Source organism: Micromonospora sp. WMMD712 (assembly GCF_029581295.1).
Taxonomy (GTDB): Bacteria; Actinomycetota; Actinomycetes; order Mycobacteriales; family Micromonosporaceae; genus Micromonospora; species Micromonospora carbonacea.
The window spans coordinates 4103372-4121508 of sequence record NZ_CP120743.1; the positions used below are offsets into that span (position 1 = coordinate 4103372).

General features: G+C 73.4%; 15 protein-coding genes. 8 read left to right on the forward strand and 7 right to left on the reverse strand.

The genetic code is table 11. The features are described 5' to 3' along the window. Positions 1-6: 6 nt before the first annotated feature. On the reverse strand, positions 7-2925 hold the full coding sequence (locus tag O7633_RS17650; protein ID WP_282323196.1) for a tetratricopeptide repeat protein: 2919 nt from the start codon (positions 2923-2925) through the stop codon (positions 7-9). 74 nt (positions 2926-2999) lie between these two features. Here O7633_RS17650 and O7633_RS17655 point away from each other — a divergent pair, with 74 nt between their 5' ends. From O7633_RS17655 to O7633_RS17665, 3 genes are all read left to right on the forward strand, one after another. Next, complete coding sequence (locus O7633_RS17655) at positions 3000-3404, forward strand: hypothetical protein (protein ID WP_278130101.1); 405 nt, start codon at positions 3000-3002, stop codon at positions 3402-3404. 327 nt (positions 3405-3731) lie between these two features. Beyond that, a complete protein-coding gene (locus O7633_RS17660) occupies positions 3732-4973 on the forward strand; it encodes a S8 family peptidase (protein WP_282323197.1) in 1242 nt (413 codons plus the stop codon). 86 nt (positions 4974-5059) lie between these two features. Then, positions 5060-6259, forward strand: coding sequence for a cellulose binding domain-containing protein (locus O7633_RS17665; RefSeq protein ID WP_282323198.1), 1200 nt, complete (start codon positions 5060-5062; stop codon positions 6257-6259). An 82-nt stretch (positions 6260-6341) separates the two neighbouring features. Here O7633_RS17665 and O7633_RS17670 read toward each other — a convergent pair whose 3' ends face one another. Genes O7633_RS17670 through O7633_RS17680 form a run of 3 tightly spaced genes read right to left on the reverse strand, consistent with a single transcriptional unit; the run spans position 6342 to position 9402 of the window. Further along, positions 6342-6752 carry a hypothetical protein gene (locus O7633_RS17670; protein ID WP_282323199.1) on the reverse strand — a complete coding sequence of 137 codons (411 nt, stop codon included), beginning with the start codon at positions 6750-6752 and terminating at the stop codon, positions 6342-6344. Beyond that, on the reverse strand, positions 6743-8599 hold the full coding sequence (locus O7633_RS17675; RefSeq protein ID WP_282323200.1) for a bifunctional diguanylate cyclase/phosphodiesterase: 1857 nt from the start codon (positions 8597-8599) through the stop codon (positions 6743-6745). Before O7633_RS17675 ends, O7633_RS17670 begins: the two co-directional genes overlap by 10 nt. Continuing rightward, entirely contained in the window at positions 8596-9402 is an 807-nt protein-coding gene (locus O7633_RS17680) for an SAM-dependent methyltransferase (protein WP_178066803.1), read from the reverse strand. Before O7633_RS17680 ends, O7633_RS17675 begins: the two co-directional genes overlap by 4 nt. Before the next feature lie 236 nt (positions 9403-9638). On the opposite strand from O7633_RS17680, the gene O7633_RS17685 reads away from it, so the two are divergent. Both O7633_RS17685 and O7633_RS17690 read left to right on the forward strand, forming a co-directional pair. Further along, positions 9639-10349 carry a hypothetical protein gene (locus O7633_RS17685; protein WP_282323201.1) on the forward strand — a complete coding sequence of 237 codons (711 nt, stop codon included), beginning with the start codon at positions 9639-9641 and terminating at the stop codon, positions 10347-10349. A 304-nt stretch (positions 10350-10653) separates the two neighbouring features. Beyond that, the gene (locus tag O7633_RS17690; protein ID WP_282323202.1) at positions 10654-11403 is read left to right on the forward strand and encodes an MOSC domain-containing protein; all 750 of its coding nucleotides are present in this window, start codon (positions 10654-10656) and stop codon (positions 11401-11403) included. A 99-nt stretch (positions 11404-11502) separates the two neighbouring features. Here O7633_RS17690 and O7633_RS17695 read toward each other — a convergent pair whose 3' ends face one another. After that, a complete protein-coding gene (locus O7633_RS17695; RefSeq protein WP_282323203.1) occupies positions 11503-12099 on the reverse strand; it encodes an XRE family transcriptional regulator in 597 nt (198 codons plus the stop codon). 95 nt (positions 12100-12194) lie between these two features. Here O7633_RS17695 and O7633_RS17700 point away from each other — a divergent pair, with 95 nt between their 5' ends. Then, a complete protein-coding gene (locus O7633_RS17700) occupies positions 12195-13154 on the forward strand; it encodes an NAD(P)/FAD-dependent oxidoreductase (RefSeq protein WP_282323204.1) in 960 nt (319 codons plus the stop codon). Between the two features lie 168 nt (positions 13155-13322). Next, positions 13323-14915, forward strand: coding sequence for an MFS transporter (locus O7633_RS17705; protein ID WP_282323205.1), 1593 nt, complete (start codon positions 13323-13325; stop codon positions 14913-14915). A 102-nt stretch (positions 14916-15017) separates the two neighbouring features. Here the strand turns inward: O7633_RS17705 and O7633_RS17710 are convergent, their stop codons facing one another. Then, positions 15018-16457 carry an alpha/beta fold hydrolase gene (locus O7633_RS17710; protein ID WP_282323206.1) on the reverse strand — a complete coding sequence of 480 codons (1440 nt, stop codon included), beginning with the start codon at positions 16455-16457 and terminating at the stop codon, positions 15018-15020. A 211-nt stretch (positions 16458-16668) separates the two neighbouring features. Then, entirely contained in the window at positions 16669-17088 is a 420-nt protein-coding gene (locus O7633_RS17715; RefSeq protein WP_282323207.1) for a peptidase inhibitor family I36 protein, read from the reverse strand. Positions 17089-17426: 338 nt separating this feature from the next. Between O7633_RS17715 and O7633_RS17720 the strand changes: the two genes are divergently transcribed. Further along, positions 17427-18059 carry a hypothetical protein gene (locus tag O7633_RS17720; RefSeq protein ID WP_282323208.1) on the forward strand — a complete coding sequence of 211 codons (633 nt, stop codon included), beginning with the start codon at positions 17427-17429 and terminating at the stop codon, positions 18057-18059. Positions 18060-18137 lie beyond the last annotated feature (78 nt).

The following is an 18137-nucleotide window of genomic DNA, read 5'->3' on the forward strand; positions in this document are numbered from 1 at the left end:
CGTGGTCTAGTCGGCATCCGGGCCCGTGCTGCCCGGCGCCCGGTCGGTCCATCCGGGTCCTTCCTCCTCCGGGTGGCGGCTCAGCAGCGGGATCAGCGACACCGCTCCCCGGCGCAGGGGAAGGGTCGTCGCTCCGGCGACGGCGACGATCTCCTCGGCGCGGGCGACGGCGTCGACCAGCGTGGGCGGCCAGCCGCAGTCGATCCACGGTGGCGCGTCGCAGGGCGCCTCGTCGGCGGCCGACGACGCCGCCCAGGGCACGACCGGCCCGGCGGAGAGGGTCATCGACGGCAGCGGCTCGACGAACGGCGAGTCCCGGTCGGCCTCCTCCTGACCCGCCGGAGTCAGGGACGTCGGTGACTGGGAGCTCGGAGACAGGGAGCTCGGAGACAGGGGCGTCGGCGCGACGCGGCGCAGCGTGCCGGCGATTCGCAGCGACTCGAGGAGCTCGGCGAACTGCCGGTCGCGGCCGCCGAGCCGAGCCGTCTCCAGGACCTCGTCGTTGGCGTGGTCGAGGGCGGCGCGCCATGCCGCCCGCTCGCTGACGTGCGCCAGCCGCCACGACATCGACTGCATCGCCGCCCACGCGCCGGCCAGCAGGTCGAACCTCCGGTCGCTGTCACCCGGATGGGTCAGCCCCTCGTTGAACGCGGCCTGGGCGTAGGCCAGCCACTGCCCCGTCCTGCGGTAGTGCTCCTGTGCCTGCCGGAAGTTCGACCGGGCTGCGCGCACATCGCCCCGGTGGCGGGCGACGGTCCCCAGGCCGAGCCTGGCGTCGGCCGCCTCGTGCTCGTTGCCGACCGTGTGGAAGTGCTCCAGCGCGCGGGCGTACCTGAGCTGCGCCTCCGGCAGGTCGCCCGCGCGGAACGCGACGAGCCCGAGGTTGTGGTTGGCGCGGGCGGCCCGCTCCGCCGACGGTTCGTCGCTCTGCCAGTGCCGCAGGGCGGAGAGCAGGTGGGCGCGGGCGCGCTCGAAGGACTTCGCCCCGGCCAGCGCCAACCCGGTGTTCTGGTCGAGTTCGGCGAGCTTGCCGCCCAGTTCGCTCTCGTCACACGTCTCCCGGTAGAGGGCACCTGCCTGGTCGAGGTGTCCGAGGGCGACGTGCGGGCGGCCGAGTTCGATCAGGACGGCGCCCAGGTTCACCAGCGTGTCCGCCGCATGACGCCGGAAGTCGCCCCTGAGCAGGGCTTCGGCGGCGGCCCGGTACTGCTCCGCGGCGACATCGAGCTCCCCGCGCTGGAACGACACGTTGCCCAGGTTCTGCCCGACGACGGCCACCTGCCGATCGAGGCCGAGGTCCCGGTACAGCGGCAGCGCCGCCCGGTACCGGTCGGCGGCCTCCTCCAGGTCGCCCAGGAAGTAGGCCGTGTTGCCGACGTTGGTCGTGGCGTCGGCGACGCCCTTCAGGTCGCCGCAGGCGGTGAAGGCGGCGAGGGCGACGAGGTAGTGCTCGCGCGCCTCCTGCCAGTCGGCGCGGCCGAACGCCGCCACGCCGGCCGCCAGGCTGGCCTTCGCGACCTCGGCGGCGTCGCCGGCGGGCGGCACCCGGAGGGCGTCGTGACGTGGCGCCCCGGGCGCCGGACGCCGCGCGACGGGCTGGTCGTCGGCCCCCGGGATCGCGCTGACCGCAGCGTCGGGAATGTCGTACGTGACCAACGCCGACCACACCAGCGGTGCGTGCAGGCGGCGGGCGGCGTCGCTGCGCGCGGAACGCCAGCAGGCGAGCCGGTCACGTTGCCACTCGCCGATGGCCCCGACGGGATCGGTCGTGCCCAGCGCCGCGTCGACGGCCAGGGCGAGCGCGGTCGTGGCCGAGCCGATCGGCGCCCCGCCGGCCACAAGGCGCTCCGAACCGTCGCTCGGCAGGCTCCAGCGGGTCGCGACCACGGTACGCGCGCCCGCGTTCAACGCCGCGAGGGTGAGGCCGATCTGCTCGGTGTAGCCGGCGTCGTCGGACTGGCAGGCGACGAAGCCCACCCGACGGGGGGCGGGCCACCGGGTGGGATCCCTGAGCCACTGCCCGGCGGTGAGCCGTGAGTCCCCGGTCTCCCCGTCGCCGGCCAGCTCGAGCCCGGCCGAGGTCGGCATCGCCGGGTCCGTGGCCGAGGCGTGGCCGACGAACACCAGGCGGGACCACTCCTGCGACTGGAGGGCGGCGGACAGTTCCGCGGGCGAGCAGCCGCCCGCCGCGCCCGCGCCGAGCAGCGCGTCGCCGTCGCCGGTGCGGCTGCGCCACGCCTCGGGCACCCCGTCGGGGTAGATGCGCCCGCCCCCGGTGCGGCTCCCGGCCGCGGTGGGGTCGACGACCCGTACGGCCCGGCCGCCCCCGGCCCGGGACGCCGGCCTGGCCAGGTTGACCAGCATCGCCGGGCTGACCCCACCGAGCACGGTGGCGCGCTCGACGAGACGGACGTCGTGGTCGTCGTCGACGACGAGAAGCTCCCACGGCACGCCCGACAGGCCGGGACCGGGGGCCACGACGAGCGTCGTGTCGGCTGCGTGCGCCGTCCTGAGCCGGTCGCGGAGCTCCTGCGGCAGCAGGATGCCGCCCAGCTCGCGGAACAGCGCGAGGTTGCCGGCCGGGTCGACCATCGCGCCGGTCCAGGCGCGGCGTGCGGCGGCACCGAGCACCACGGCCCGGTCACCGAGCAGCTCGATGCGGGTCGCGATGGCGGACGCCGTCGAGGCGGGGTCGTCGCCCCGGGGAACCGTGTCGGCGATGCGGCGGTCGACGTCGACGAGGGCCGCCCGTTCCGTCGCGACGAGGCCCGGGAGCGCGGCCGCCAGAGCGGCCAGGGGCTCGGTCAGCCGGTCGAGCTCGATGGAGCCCACGGCCAGGGGGTCGGCGCGGTCGGGCAGGCGCACGTCCGCGCTGAGCCACCAGTGGGCGTGCCTGGCGGTCTGCCAGAAACCGAGCCACCACACGCTCCCGGATCCGAGGCCACCCCCCACCCGGTCCTCCCTACGATCACGGTGCGCGGATCTGCCAGCATGTGCGCATGACGCAGCTGATCGTTCCGCTGGATGACGGTTCCTCCCTGGTGCTGGACGGGGTCGCCAAGGAGGAACTGTCCGGGGCGGCCCACACGCTCGACGTCGCCGATTTCCTCCGGGACGCCGTCCTGGCTGGCGTGACCGGCAACTTCACCTACGACGTGCTGAAGGCCGTGGCGCTCCAGCTGCGCGCACGCGGATTCCTGGCGAAGCGTCCCCCGGCGAGCGCTGTCAGCATCGCCTCGGCGATAACGGTCCACCTCACCTCGGTCGGATACCGGACGATCGAGATCCGACAGGTCGCGCAGCTGGTGGACAGGTCGTGGTCTGCGGAGGGAATCGCCGACCAGCGCCCGTTCGAGGTCCGCACCGACCCCGAGGGGCAGGTCATGCAGATGCGGGTGCGGTAGCGGATCCTCACCCGTTGCCGCAGTGCGGGCACTTGCGCACCCGGTCCGACTTGGGCTGCCCGCAGTAGGCGCACTCCACCGTCTCCGCGATCATGGTGTTCCTCCCGACGTCGCCTGAACCGAGGTCACCGCTCCGAAACCGTACGCTACACGCCCGCGTCACGGCGGGCGTCGATCGATGGGGCGAGGTTCCGGAGACGGTCCTGATACATCGGACAGGAACTCTCCCACCCCGAGCACAACAAGACGCACGTCGATTGTTCGAGTGCCTTCCTGCGTGGAAACCTGCCCGATGTCCGCTGGGAGAACCCATGGGAGGGCTGGGAGATGAAACTCCACTGGCACACGATCTTCGGGCGCGCGCATCGGGCCGGCGCGGCCACGCTCGGCGCCGCGGTCATGCTCCTGGCCATGGCGGCCGGCCCCGCCGCGGCGGCACCCGTCGCCGACCTGGCGGCGGGGACGACCGGCGTGCTCCTCGACGCCGGCCACGCGGTGCGCGTGCCCGGCAGCTACGTGGTCGTCCTCAAGGAGGGCGCGGGTTCGGCCGCCGATCGGCGCACGGGCGTGACCCGCCTCGCCGAGCGGTACGGCCTCCGGCCGGACCAGATCTGGCGCGACGCGCTCAACGGCTTCTCCGTGCGGACCACCGAGCCGGTGGCCCGCCGGCTGGCCGCCGACCCGGCGGTGGCGCTCGTGGAGCAGGACCGGTTGACCAGCCTGGCCACCACCCAGCCGAACGCCCCGTGGAACCTCGACCGGATCGACGCCCCGCTGGGGCTCACCGGCACCTACAACTTCACCAGCGTCGGGACGGGCGTCCGCGCGTACATCGTGGACACCGGGATCCAGATCGGCCACGCCGACTTCGGCGGCCAGGCGGTGTACGGCTACGACGCCGTCGACGGCACGCTCCCGGCGAACGACTGCACCGGACACGGCACGCACGCCGCCGGCACCGTCGGCGGGACGACGTTCGGGGTGGCCAAGAACGTCGTGCTGGTCGCGGTCAAGGTGTTCGACTGCGCCCTGCCGAGCACCCTGTCGATGTTGATCAACGGAATCAACTGGATGGTCGCCAACCACCCCGCCGGGCAGCCGGCCGTGGCGAACATCGGCGTGCTGACCAGTCCCACCGCCGCGCTCGACGCCGCCGTGGCGAACGCGGTCGCCGACGGCATCACGGTGACGGCCCCGGCCGGAAACTCGAACGCCAGCGCCTGCAACGTCTCGCCCGCGTCGGCGCCGACCGCGCTGACGGTGGGCGCGACGCTGACCAACGACAACCGGGCGAGCTGGTCGAACTACGGCACCTGCCTGGACATCTTCGCCCCCGGCGAGCGCATCACGTCGGCCTGGTGGAGCTCGCCCACCGCGACCCAGACGCTCAGCGGCACCTCACACGCCGCGCCGCTCGTCGCCGGCGTCGCCGCCCGGGTGCTCGGCAACAACCCGACCTGGACGCCGGCGCAGGTGTCCAGCTACCTGTTCAGCGTCGCCAATCCGGCGGTGCTCAACCCGGGCGCCGGCTCGCCCAACCGTCTCCTGTACCTGTCCCCGGCGCTCTGACCTCTCCGGCCGCCGGCCGCGCCCGGCCGGCGGCCCAGCCCCGGATTAAGTTGACAGACATCGATGGATTGCCGCATCTTTGACGCATGGTAGGCGTCCACTCGCACCCGCGGCGTCGCCGCGTACGGTCCGGCCTGCTGGCCGCCGTCGTCTCGTCGGTCACGATGCTCGGCGTCGGGCTGGTCACCGCGCCGGCGGCCGATGCCGGCACCGCAACGCGCACCGCGGCGGCACCCGTCGGCCGCCCCGCCCCCGCGCCCGGCGCGGCCTCGGCGTCGATCACGGGGGCCGCCGCGACCACGTCCCCGGCGCCGACCGGGCCCACCGCGCCGAACCCCTCGCCGTTTCCGCCGAGTACGCCCACGAACGTCACCGCCACCGACGTCCGGACAGGGTCGGTCACCCTCACCTGGACGGCGTCGACACCCGGCTGCTGCGCCGTCACCGGCTACGACATCACCTACTACATGGCCTTCGACGACGTCGTCTTCTCCGCCAGCGTCGGCAACGTCACCACCACCACGATCAGCAACTACATCGGGCCGGGCAGGCAGTACCAGTTCCGGGTCTCCGCCAAGGACGGCCTCGGGCACCGCTCCAACTCGTCGGAGCCCGTGACCGTGGTCACTCCGGTGACCGACACCGGCCCCGACACCACCCCGCCGAGCGCGCCGCAGAACCTGACCATGGGCGACGTGACCGAGTCGACCGCCACCCTGTCCTGGTCGCCGTCGACGGACGACGTCGGCGTGCGCGGCTACAACGTCTACCGCTTCGACGGCTGGTTCACCTCCGTCGTGATCGCCACCGTCACGACGACGACGCACACGATTGCGCTCCCGTCGTCCACGCCTCCGCTGCGCAACCTCTACTACGTGCGGGCCCGGGACGCGGTGGGCAACCTGTCGATCGCGTCCAACACCGTCACCGCACCCACCGTGCCGACCCCGCCCACCCCACCACCGTCGACCTGCCGCGTGACCTACCAGAACCAGTCCGAGTGGCAGGACGGATTCGTCGCCGCGGTGACCGTCCAGAACACCGGCGCGGCCCCGATCGACGGCTGGGTGCTGACCTTCAGCTTCCGGGGCGACCAGCAGGTCACCTCCGCCTGGAACGCCACGGTCAGCCAGAGCGACACCACGGTGACGGCGCGTAACGTCGACTGGAACCGCGCGCTGGCGGCGAACGGCTCCGCGACCTTCGGCATGCAGGGGAGGTGGGGCGTCAGCAACGCGCCGCCGACCGGCTTCGCCCTCAACGGCGTCCCCTGCGCCACGGCCTGAGGCGCGGCAGGGAGAGCTGGGGGCGGCAAGAAGAGTGACGTCACACGCTGTGGTCACGCCGGTGGACGGCTCGGGGTGTACGTCAGCCGGAAACGCTCTTGCCCTTCTCCTTCTGGCGCTTGACCGCGTCTTTGCGGAACTCGACGAGGGTCGCTACCACCGTCTCGGCAGCCACCAGCCATCCGTGCCCTTGGTCGTAGGCGGGTGAGGCGTTGATGGGCACGCCGTCGACCTCGACCATGCCGTTGTCGTAGGCGGTGACAGTCACAGTAAGGGTCAGTCCCTTGTCCTTCTTGGTGGACTGCACCTTCCAGTTGTCTCGGATGCGCTTGATCGAGGCGGGCAAGTGGGACTCCTTCCGGGCGTCGGGTCGATGATCGTGCCTGCGCTCGTTGCCGGCTGTCAGGTTGCCGACTCGGGACGCAGGCGCGCTGCCCGTGCTGGTCAAGGTACGTGCGAGGCCACGCTGCACCGGTGGCGGCGTCAGCGCCACCGCACCGGACGCTCCGGCCGCACGACGGCGTCGCCTGGCACGGCGTCGCGGTGCTGCTGGGCCACGATCCCGGCGGTGATCTCGTCGGGCGGCACCGGACGGCCGAAGTGCCAGCCCTGCCCGTTGTCGCACCCGGTCGCGGCCAGTCGGTCGGCCTGCTGGGCGGTCTCGATGCCCTCCGCGGTCACGACGAGGCCGAGCTTGTGCCCGAGCGACACGACGGTGCTGAGGAACTCGTCGTCCGTGCCGGGGCGGCGGGCCCCCGGCCGCCTTACCGGCTGCGCCGACGAACGGGTCAGGCTCGCGTCGAGTTTGAGGCCGTGCAGGGGGAGCGAGCGGAGGTTGGCCAGGTTGGCATAGCCGATGCCGAAGTCGTCGATGACGATCCGGACCCCGATCTTCATCAGCGCCGCCAGGGTCTCCGTCACCACGCCGGTCAGATCGATCACGGCCTGCTCGGTGACTTCGAGCTGGAGCAGGTGCGGCGGCAGCCCCGTCCGGTCGAGGATCTGGGCCACCGCCCCGGCCAGGCCGTTCTGGCGGAGCTGGCGCACCGACACGTTCACGCTCACGTACAGGCCGGGTTGGATCCGCTGCCAACGGCTGGCCTGTCGGCACGCCTGCTCCAGCAGCTGGGCACCGAGCGCCACCACGACGCCGGTGCGTTCGGCGAGCTCGATGAACCGGGCGGCGCTCAGCAGGCCGAGCTGGGGATGCTGCCAACGGGCCAGGGCTTCCACCCCGGCCAGCCGCCCGGATCGCAGGGCGGAGATGGGCTGGTAGGCGGCGACGAACTCGCCCCGGCGCAGCGCCGCCGGCATGGCCGCCGACAGGCGGTAACGCGCGGCGTCGGCGTTGCTGCGATCCTGGTCGAACTGGCGCAGGGTGGCCTTCCCGTCGGCCTTGGCCCAGTGCAGCGCGATCTCGCTGGCGCGCATCAGGGCCGCGGCGCCACCGTCGGCGACGGCGCCCTCGGCCACTCCCGCACTCGCCGTCAGGGGCACCTCGGTGCCGTCGACGCGGAACGGGGCGGCGAGCGCGGCGAGCGCCTGATCGGCGATCTTGACGGTGTCCTCGGCGCAGGTGGTGTCGCGGACCAGGATCGCGAACCGGTCGCTGTCCAGGCGCGCCACCAGGTCGATCCGCCGGTCGGTGAGCACGCCGAGCCGACCGGCGATCTCGCGGAGCAGCAGGTCGCCCACCTGATGACCGAGCACGTCGTTGACCGCCGCGAAGTCGTCGACGTCGAGGCAGCAGACACCGACCCGGTCGATCGGCTCGTCGGCGGCGGACAGCCGGCCCAACCGCTCGGTGAACAGCGTCAGGTTGGGCAGCCCGGTCAACTGGTCGTGGGTGGCGAAGCGGCGGAACCTGGCCTCGCTCACCCTGAGCGCCTCCTCGGCCTGGTTGCGGGCCGCCAGCGCGGCCAGCCGGACCGTGTCCTGGGCTCTCAGTATGCGGTCGTGCGCGGCCGACGCGAAGCCCGCCGCGAGTTCGGCCAGCAGGCCGGTCAGCCGGGCGGCGCGGGTGGGATCGGCGGCGAGGCCCAGCTCGCCCAGGAGCCGCGAGCCGACGAGCGCGATCGTTCGACCGAGCGCTTCCGGCGACCCGAAGCCGGCCGCCACCAGATCCTCGCCGATCCGCCGGCCGTCGCCGGGCTCGGCCGGATCGGCGAGCACCGCACTGACCAGACGGTCCGCCAGCCCGGCCACGATGCGACGCCGCCGCCCGGCGCTGATCGGCACGTAGTGGGCCCGGTGCAGGGCTGCAGTCCACGCCGTGACGAACTCCTCGACGCCGGGGCGACGCCCGTCGTCGAGTCCGTCGGCGGCGGACGGACCGCTCACCCGCGGCGTCCGACTCCGACGTAGAAACTCATCCGCTCCGGGTGCTCCCCGACATCCGTCCGCGACTCTGGACGCCACAGCGGGGACCACACCACGCCGGGTTCCACCAGTTCCAGGCCGGCGAAGAAGTCTTCCACCTGAGCGCGGGTGCGGGCGGTGACCGGCGTGTTCGTCCGGCCGCTGAGCCGGGTGCCCTCGCCCATCTCGTCCGGCCGGCTGTCGGTGGTGACGTGGCTGATCGCCACGCAGCTCCCCGGGGCCAGCGCCGTCCACAGCCGCTTGATCAGCCCGTACGGGTCGTCGTGGTCGGGGACGGCGTGCACGACCGAGACGAGCAGCAGGCCGACCGGCCGGTCGAGATCCAGCAGCCGGCGGACCTCCGGGTGGCCCAGGATGGCCTCCGGGCGGCGCAGGTCTTCGAGCAGCGCGATCGCGTTGGGCTGGCCGGCGAGGATGTGCGTGCTGTGCGTCACCGCCACCGGATCGATGTCCACATAGACCACCCGGGTGTCCGGATCGACCTCCTGGGCGATCTCGTGCACGTTGCCCACCGTCGGGATGCCGGACCCGATGTCCAGGAACTGCCGGATCCCCTCGTCGAGCATGAACCGCACCGCGCGATGCAGGAACTCGCGGTTGGCGCGCGCGACCAGGCGAAGGTCCGGCACCGCCGCGAGCGCCTGGCGGGCGAACTCCCGGTCGACCTCGAAGTTGTGCGAGCCGCCGAGCCAGTAGTCGTAGGCTCGCGCCACGCTCGGCCGGCTGAGATCGACATCTGCTGGCGCCCACTCCGGCCGTTCCATCGCCGCCCTTCCTCACCACCACGGTCACGTGGCCGCCGCCACTGTAATCGGAGTTTACCGATTCGTTTGATCGCACCGAAATCACGCCGCCGGCACACCGCCCGACCTGGGACCGCCGGGGCGGCACCGCGCCGCGCCACTGCGCGCCGCCACGGTGCCGGCACGCGGGGGCCAGCCGGCCCCGGGATCCGCCCGGACCGGCCCGGCGTGGCCGTCACCCGGGGTACGCTGCCGTGGTGGACCGGCGTGCTCAGTACCGGGCCGAGCTGCGCAGGTTCGATCCGGCGCGCTGGCCGGACTTCCTCCGGGAGCACTCGGGGCTGCCCGGCCCACGCGCCAACATCGCGCTCGCCGAGGCCGTCGCCGACGAGGGCGACCCGGCCTCGTTCGATCGGTTGATCTCCACGGACGACGAGTACCTGGTGTTCTGCGGGGTGCTCGGTCTCGGCCGGCTGTTGGCCACCGCCGCGGACGCGCGGACCCGCGCGGCCGTCGAGGCGCGCCTACGCGACCACGCCACCGACGCCCGTTGGCGGGTGCGCGAGGCGGTGGCCATGGCGTTGCAGCGTCTCGGCGACGCCGACCTGCCGCGCCTGCTCACACTCGCGACGGCCTGGGCCACGCGGCCGCACCCGTTGCTCCGGCGGGCGGCGGTCGCGGGCGTGTGCGAGCCGCGCCTGCTGACCGCCCCGGACGCCGCCGCCCGCGCCGTCGCGCTGTGCGAACGGGCGACCAGGGGGTTGGCCGACCTCTCGGCCGAGCAGCGGCGTGCCGACGGCGTCCGCGCGCTGCGTCAGGCGTTGGGCTACTGCTGGAGTGTCGCGGTGGCCGCCGATCCGGCGGCCGGCCTGCCGCGCTTCCGGGCGCTGGCCGCCGTCGACGACCGCGACGTGGCCTGGGTCGTCCGGGAGAACACGAAGAAGAACCGACTCGCGCGGCTGCTCTGACCGTCGCCGGGGGCGGCCCCGGGCCGCTGCCGGCGTCGTCGCGCACCGGCACGACGCATGTCGCGTCCGGTCGGACGACGCCCTGTTCCGGCGGTACGGCCACGCCGCCCCGATACCGCGGCGTCGGCACGGCCGCGGCTGTTGCCATGGGCACGCCGGTTGTGCGACGGTGGTCGCCTGCCTGCCGGTCCGGCCGTCGTGCCGCCCGCCGGCAGGGCCGGTTGGAGAGGCGCTGCGACGGACCCGGTCCGCCACGCTCCACCTCGGTGTCGAAGCAAGGGCGCCTCCGATCCGGGAGGTGGTCATGGCGTTTCCCCGTCCAGCATCGGACAGGCCGTTCGGCGAGAATGCGCGGCTGGTGGGCCGGGTGGCGGCGCTGTGGCGTTATCCGGTCAAGTCCATGGCCGCAGAGGAACTGCGTGCGGTCGACGTCTCCTGGCACGGCCTGGCCGGCGATCGTCGTTGGGCGTTCATCCGCGACGGCCAGGCGCGCAGCGGGACGCCCTGGCTGTCGATCTCGCGGCGGCCGGACATGGTCCACTATCGCCCCTGGTTCGCGGAGCCCGACCGGCCCGACGCGTCCCGCACCATGGTGTGCTCCCCGTCGGGTCAGGCGTTCGACGTCGTCGATCCCGCTCTGGCCGGCGAGTTGGGCGGGGGACTACGGGTGATCAAGCTGGATCGCGGGATCTTCGACGCCATGCCGTTGTCGGTGATCACGACGCAGAGCGTCGCCGGCATCGGCGAACTGATCGGCGCGGAACTCGACGCCCGACGCTTTCGTCCCAACCTTCTGATCGAGGCGGTCGGCCCGGCTGCCTTTCCCGAGGACGCCTGGGTGGGCCACGTCCTGCGGGTGGGCCGGATGCGGATGCGCGTCGACGCGCGCGACAAGCGGTGCGGCGTGGTCAACGTCGACCCCACGACCGCATTGCGCGATCCGGCCGTCCTGCGCGCCGTCGCCCGCCACCGCACGGTGTGCCTCGGCGTCTACGGCTCGACCGTCGAGCCCGGCCATGTCGACGTCGGCGACCCCGTCTTCGTCGACACGTGAGGCGTGGGGCGCAGCCGGCGGGCGGTGCCCGCTCCCGGACACTGCGACCGCCCGAGGCGGGCCGTCCTCGGACCGGTACGGGCGCGTCGCGGTCGTCGGCTAGCCGCGCGCTTCCGGCTTCGGGGTGGCGCGGACGTGTGCGCGTTCGCCCTGTCTGCCGACCAGGCTGAGGAACTCGACGGGCCCGGAGCTGGTGGCGCCGAACCAGTGCGGGGTACGGGTGTCGAACTCGGCGGCCTCCCCGGGTCGCAGGATGAGGTCCTCGTCGCCGAGAACCAGACGAAGGGTGCCGTTGAGGACGTAGACCCAGTCGTAGCCCTCATGGGTGCGCAGGTCGGGTACGCGTTCGTCGTCGCCGGTCGGCAGGACGAACTTGTAGGCCTGGATACCTCCGGGCCTGCGGGTCAGGGGCAGGATGGTCGCTCCGTCACCGGCGGCGATGGGGCGCAGGTTGATGCGGGGGTCGCCGGTCAGCGGCGCGTCGACGAGTTCGTCGACGGTGACGCCGTGGGCGCGGGCCAGCGGGAGCATCTGCTCGAGCGTGGGGCGTCGTAGGCCGGCCTCGAGGCGCGACAGTGTGCTGGCGGAGATGCCGGTCTCCTCGGCCAGGTCGGTGAGGGTGATGTTGCGGCGCAGCCGCAGCTGCTTCAGCCGCGGGCCCACCGCGTCGAGGGTGCGGTCCAGGTCTTCGTCCATGCCGCCATTTTGCCATTCGGCAAGAATCTTTGCGCATCTCGGCGGGGGTGCTCAGGATCGTGCCATGACCGGCGAAGACGGGAAGGGCAGGTCCGATGGCGAAGCAGGCGGAGATCGTGCGGGACGTGGTCGTGGTGGGTGGCGGCGCGGCCGGGTTGAGCGCGGCGCTGATCCTGGCGCGTTCGCGGCGGCGGGTGACGGTCGTGGACGCGGGCACGCCGCGCAACGCGCCGGCGCAGGCGGTACACGGTCTGCTGGCGCTCGACGGGGTGAGCCCGTTGGAGTTGCTCGAGCGGGGCCGGGCCGAGGTCGTCCGCTACGGCGGCGAGATCATCTCCGCGGAGGTGAGCGACGTGTCGTGCACGTCGCTGGGCTTCGCGGTGATGACCCGCGACGCGGCCGTGCTGCACGCGCGCCGGCTGCTCATCGCCACCGGCCTGGTCGACGACCTACCGGAGATCGACGGGCTGCGGCAGCGGTGGGGCCGCGACGTGCTGCACTGCCCGTACTGCCACGGGTGGGAGGCCCGCGACCGGGCGATCGGCGTGCTGGCCACCGGGCCGATGTCGGTGCATCAGGCGCTGCTGTTCCGGCAGTTGAGCGATGACGTGCGGTACTTCAGCCACGACCAGGACCTCGGCGAGCAGGACCGGCGGAAACTCGACGCGCTCGGCATCCCGGTGGTCGCCGGCCGCGTCTCCCGCCTGGAGATCGTCGAGGACCGGTTGGCCGGGGTCCGCCTCGACGACGACCGGGTCGTGCCGGTCGAGACCGTGGCGGTGGCACCGCGGATGGTCGCCCGCGCCGAGGCGTTCGACGGCATCGGGATCACCACGACGCGGCACCCGGCGGGCTCCTTCATCGCCGCCGACGAGACCGGCCGGACCCCGGTGCCCGGGGTGTGGGTGGCCGGCAACTCCACCGACCTGTCCGCCCAGGTCGGCGCGGCCGCCGCAGGCGGCGCCCGCGCTGCGGCCCACCTCAACGCCGACCTCGTCGCCGAGGACACCGACCGGGCGGTCGCCCGGTCGACCGACGCGCAGACCGCCCGGTGACGTACGCCCGCCTGGCCGCCTGCTGATCGGCGGGCCCCTGCGCTCCCCGCGATCCGACCTGGTCGCGCCTGCCCTCTGCCAGCCCTGAACCCATCCTCTCCGCGACGCCGGACCCGAGGCCCAACCCCGGCGCCGTACCCCATCGCGCCCCTTGGAAGGAACCCGCACATGCCTGCCCCGAACAGCTCACCGAAGCTGAGCGTCCCCGACGCGACGATCCAGGACCCACGTCAGCGCCGCGCGATCCTGATCGCGGTGTGCATCGCCCTGATGGCGGTCATCGCCTCGGTCTCCGGGCTCAACGTCGCCCAGCCGCAGGTAGCCGTCGCGCTCGACGCCTCCCAGAGCACCGTTCTCTGGATGATCAACATCTACACCCTCAGCCTGGCGGCGCTGCTGCTCCCGCTCGGCGCCCTCGGCGACCGGGTGGGCCGCAAGCCGATCCTGCTCGCCGGCCTGGCCATCTTCGGCGTGGCCAGCGCGGCGGCGGGCCTGGCCACCTCGACCGAGATGATGATCGCCGCCCGGCTGCTCGCCGGTGTCGGCGCCGCCATGATCATGCCGGTCACCCTGGCCGTCATCACCTCGACCTTCCCCGACGGGGAACGCTCCAAGGCGATCGGCGTCTGGACCGGCGTCGCCGGCGGCGGCGGCATCCTCGGCATGTACCTGTCCGCGGTCCTCGTCGACTGGGCGAGCTGGCGGTGGCTGTTCCTGCTGCCGGTCGTGCTCGTGGCCGCGGCCACCGTCATGGCCCTGCGGGCCGTCCCGAACTCCCGCGAGAGGTCCCCGCACGGCTTCGACCTCCTCGGGTCGCTGACGTCGGTGATCGCCGTGGTCGCGCTCATCTACGTCCTGCACGAAGGCCCGGTCCACGGCTGGACCGCACCCGGCACCCTGGCCAGCCTGCTCGTCGGCGTCATCGCCGCCATCGGCTTCGTGGCCTGGGAGCTGCGCCGGGCGGCGCCCCTGCTCGACGTGCGCCTGTTCCGGGACCGACGCCTCGCCAGCGGCTCGCTGGCGCTGCTGGCACTCTTCGGCGTCCAGGCCGGGATCTTCGTCGTCCTGTTCCCCTACTTCCAGGCCGTCCTCGGCTGGTCCGGGCTGCGCTCCACCCTCGCGCTCATGCCCATGGCAGCGATGATGATGCTCGCCTCGGGCCTCGCCCCACGCGTGGCCGCCCGCGCCGGAGCCCGCGCGACGATGGCGGTCGGGATCCTGCTCGGCGGCGCCGGCCTGGCACTGATGGCCACCCTCGTCTCCGTCGACGGCGGCTACCTGGCGATCCTGCCCGGCATGCTCGCCATGGGACTCGGCATGGGGCTGACCCAGACTCCCTCCACCGAGGCCATCACCTCCGCCCTGCCCCGCGAACGCCAAGGCGTCGCGTCCGCTCTCAACGACGTCACCCGGGAGTTCGGCACCGCCCTCGGCGTCGCGCTGCTCGGAGCGGTCCTGACCGCGGGCTACCGCAACGCCATCGGCCCCCGGCTCACCACGGTCCCCGGCGACGCCGCCGACACCGCCCGCGAGGGCATCGCCAACGCCATCGCCACCGCCGACGACGCCGGCGCCCAGGCGCCCGCCCTCGTCCGCGCCGCCCAGGAGTCGTTCGTCGACGGCTGGCAACAGGCCATGTGGGCGGGGGTCGCCGTCATGACCGTCCTCCTCGGCTACGTCCTGGCCCGGGGCCCGCGCCGCACCAGGCCCACCCCACCGGCGACCGCACCGGAGTCGACCAGTGACGTCGCCGCCGGGTGACGCCGGCCCGGCGCGCCCGCGGCTTGCGGCGGCGCGGCACGCACGCCCGGCCCCGCCCGGCCCCGGACAGCGCGAGCCGCCGCACCGGGAGGGAAGGACGGCCTAGCAGGCCGTGTCCTGCTCCGGCAGGCGCCCCTGCACCAGGTAGGCGGTGACCAGGCCGGTCAGGCAGGCATTGGCCTGACCGCCGAGCAGCGGCACGTGTGTCTGCTCGTCCACGGTGACCAGCCGGGAGCCGGTGATGGCCCGGGCGGTCGCGGCCGAGTTGGCCGGCGGCACCGATGCGTCGCGCAGTGCGGCGACGACGAGTGCCGCCGGCGCGCGGTTGCCGGCGAGCGGCGGGGTGTTGTCCTGGCTGACCGGCCAGAAGGCGCACGGGTTGAGGTTGGCGATCGACGGGCCGAAGACGGGATAGCGGGTGCCGAGGCGGGTCAGGTCGCGCCGGTAGGTGGCCAGGTCGCGGGGCCAGGCGTCGTCGCCGCAGCGGAAGGCCATGTTGACCGCGGTGTGGTTGTCCGCCGGCACGCCCGGGGTCCCGGGCAGGGGAGCCGGCCGCAGGTCGAGCGGGATCGGCGGCGGGGTGCGGGCGAGGATGGCGGCCAGGTCGGTCGCGACCACCGGCCACAACTGCTCGAAGTACGTCGCGATGACCGTCAGGGAGCCGAGCTCGCCGGTGGTCCAGGCGTGGTCCCCGGCCACGATCGGCTCGACCGCCGCCTCGGCGAACGCCCGACTCAGGGTCTCCGCGACCTCGACCGGCGTTGCGCCGAGCCCGAACGCCGCGTCGTTGTCGGCGAGGTAGCCGGTGAAGGCGGCGTAGTTCTCCTCGAACGCCGGGAGCCGCCGCAGCTCGTAGGGACGCCAGGCGAGGTCGTAGTTGACCGGGCTGTCCAGCACGAACCGGTCCACCCGGTGCGGGAAGAGCGTGCCGTACGCGACGCCGAGCATCGCCGCGTACGAGCCGCCGAGGAAGGACAGCTTCCGCTCGCCGAGGCCCGCCCGGATGGCGTCCATGTCGCGGGCGGCCTGCGCGGTCGTGGCGAACGGCAGCGCCCAGCCGGCGTGCCGGGCGCAGGCGCGGGCGTACTCGCGGGCCTCGGCGGCGGTGTCCTTCAGGGGCTGATAGGTAGCGGTACGCACCCAGTAGCCGCCCGGTTCCTCCTCCGGCTGGCCACAGGTGATCGGGGTGCTGCGTTCGACGAAGCGCATGTCGAACCCGACGATGTCGTAGCGGGCGAGCACCGCGGGGTCGACGACGGTGGCGAGGTTCAGCGGCTCGGGGACGCCCGCGCCGCCCGGCCCGCCGCCCGTGGTGACCAGCACGCCGCGACGAAGCGCCGGGTCGGTCGCGGGGAGCCGGGAGATCATGATGTCGATCGTGGGGCCGGCCGGTCGCGCGTGGTCGAGCGGCACCCGGACGGTGGCGCAGCGCAGGCGCGGGTCGTCGACGCCTGGGCAGTCCCGCCAGGCGAGGGTCGCCCCGCTGGCCGCCCCGGCCGGGGCGACGACCAAGGTGAGGCAGGCGACAACGACAGCGGCCACCACGCGCATGACGCCCTCCGGACATCGACTCGCGTACATCTGCACCGCACACGCTAGGGCGCACGTACCCACCACGCAACGGTGGGGCGCGGGCCTGATGGCCTGCGCCCCACCGTCGTCGGTCCGGTCCGGTCCGGTCCGGCCGGACACCGGACATCTCCGGGCCGGAGGAACCGGGTGACACGCCGTCACGTGTCACCCGGCATCGGCCTTACCGGGGCACCCAGGCGCTCTCGGGCGCGAACCCCCCGAAGTCCGACAGGGAGCTGTTGCCCGGGACCTCGAAGGCCCCGCCGACACAGTCGTCGTTCATGAACATCGCCGCGCTCCGGCTGTTGGTGTTGATCGCGGAACGCGCGCGGTCTCCCCAGCCGGCGTCCACCAGACTCACGCAGGTGCCGGGCGACACCAGAGAGCTCAGGGTGAGCCGCGCGCCGGTGAAGTTGGCGCCCTCGAACAGGCAGAGCGTGTTGACGAACGGGCAGTCGGCGGCGGCCGTGCTAAGCGCGGCGGGGCCTGGGCTCGCCGCGGCCGGAGCCGGGGCCGTGCCCAGAACCGCTGCCAGGAGGCCGACCGCCACCAGGGCGCGTGGCACCCGCCGAACGGTCGGTGGAACGGGCTGATTCAGCATCCCAGTACCTTCCTCTGCTCGCGATCGGTCTCGATGCCGCGCCTTCGGCTGCGGTGGCGCGGACGGATGACGAACCCGGGTCGGGCGGGTTCAAGCTGAGCGAAGATGTCGGAAAGTGAGGACTTGCACCAATTGCTCCACTGTCATCGAGGGTAGTCGATGCTTTGGTGGGTCGCAACTTCTGTGGCTGTTCTCCGGCCGCGCCCAGCGTCCGCCGGAAAGTCCGTCGCCACGTCGCGCAGGCCGGGGCGACAATGCCCGCACGGGAAGGCGGGTCGACGGTTGGTCGAGAGGATACGGCTGGAGTGACTCAACGGCTGGGCGGCCGCAGATGGCCGGTGACGATCAGCACGGTGCAGCTCGGACACCACCGGTACCGGGTGCTGCGGCCCGTCAGGCCGCCGAGGTTCGCCGGCCTCTACGAGGCCCGCCTCGGCGCGCAGTTCTGCCTCGACAAGGAGACCGCGGCGACGTTCGCCCTGGCATGGGGCCTGGCCGCCCGGTCACCACGAACGATCGTCTACCTCCCACTGCGTCGCGCGGAGCTGCCGACCGACCACGCCTGGGGACGCCCGCTCGACATGGTGCTGCTGCACCACCGGCTCGCGTTCCCGCCGTCACGCTGGAAACAGGTCCGCTCCCGGCTCGGCACCGGCAGGCCGCACACCGTCGTGCTACCCGGCCGAGCCTGGCCGGCACGGCCTGCCGGCGACCACCGCAAAGCCTGGCACCGGGAGTTCCGCGACCACCTGCGGTGGGACGTCGCCGCCGACACGCTGGTGCTCACCGGCAGCCGCGAGGCGTTCGAGCGGCAGGCCGACGAGGTCCGTGCCCTGGCCGAGGAGTGCCCGGCACACCGCGCCCACGAGCCTGAGACGCACTGCTGCGCCGAGGTCAGCATGGGCAGGATCCGACGCCACCCCGACCACCGCCGCCCCTACGCCGAACTGCACGCCGAGTACACCCGGTAGGGCCGGGGCGACCGTGACGGCCCGAAGCGCGTCCGGGTAACGGAGCAGACGGCTTCCGGCATCATCGCCGGGGGGACG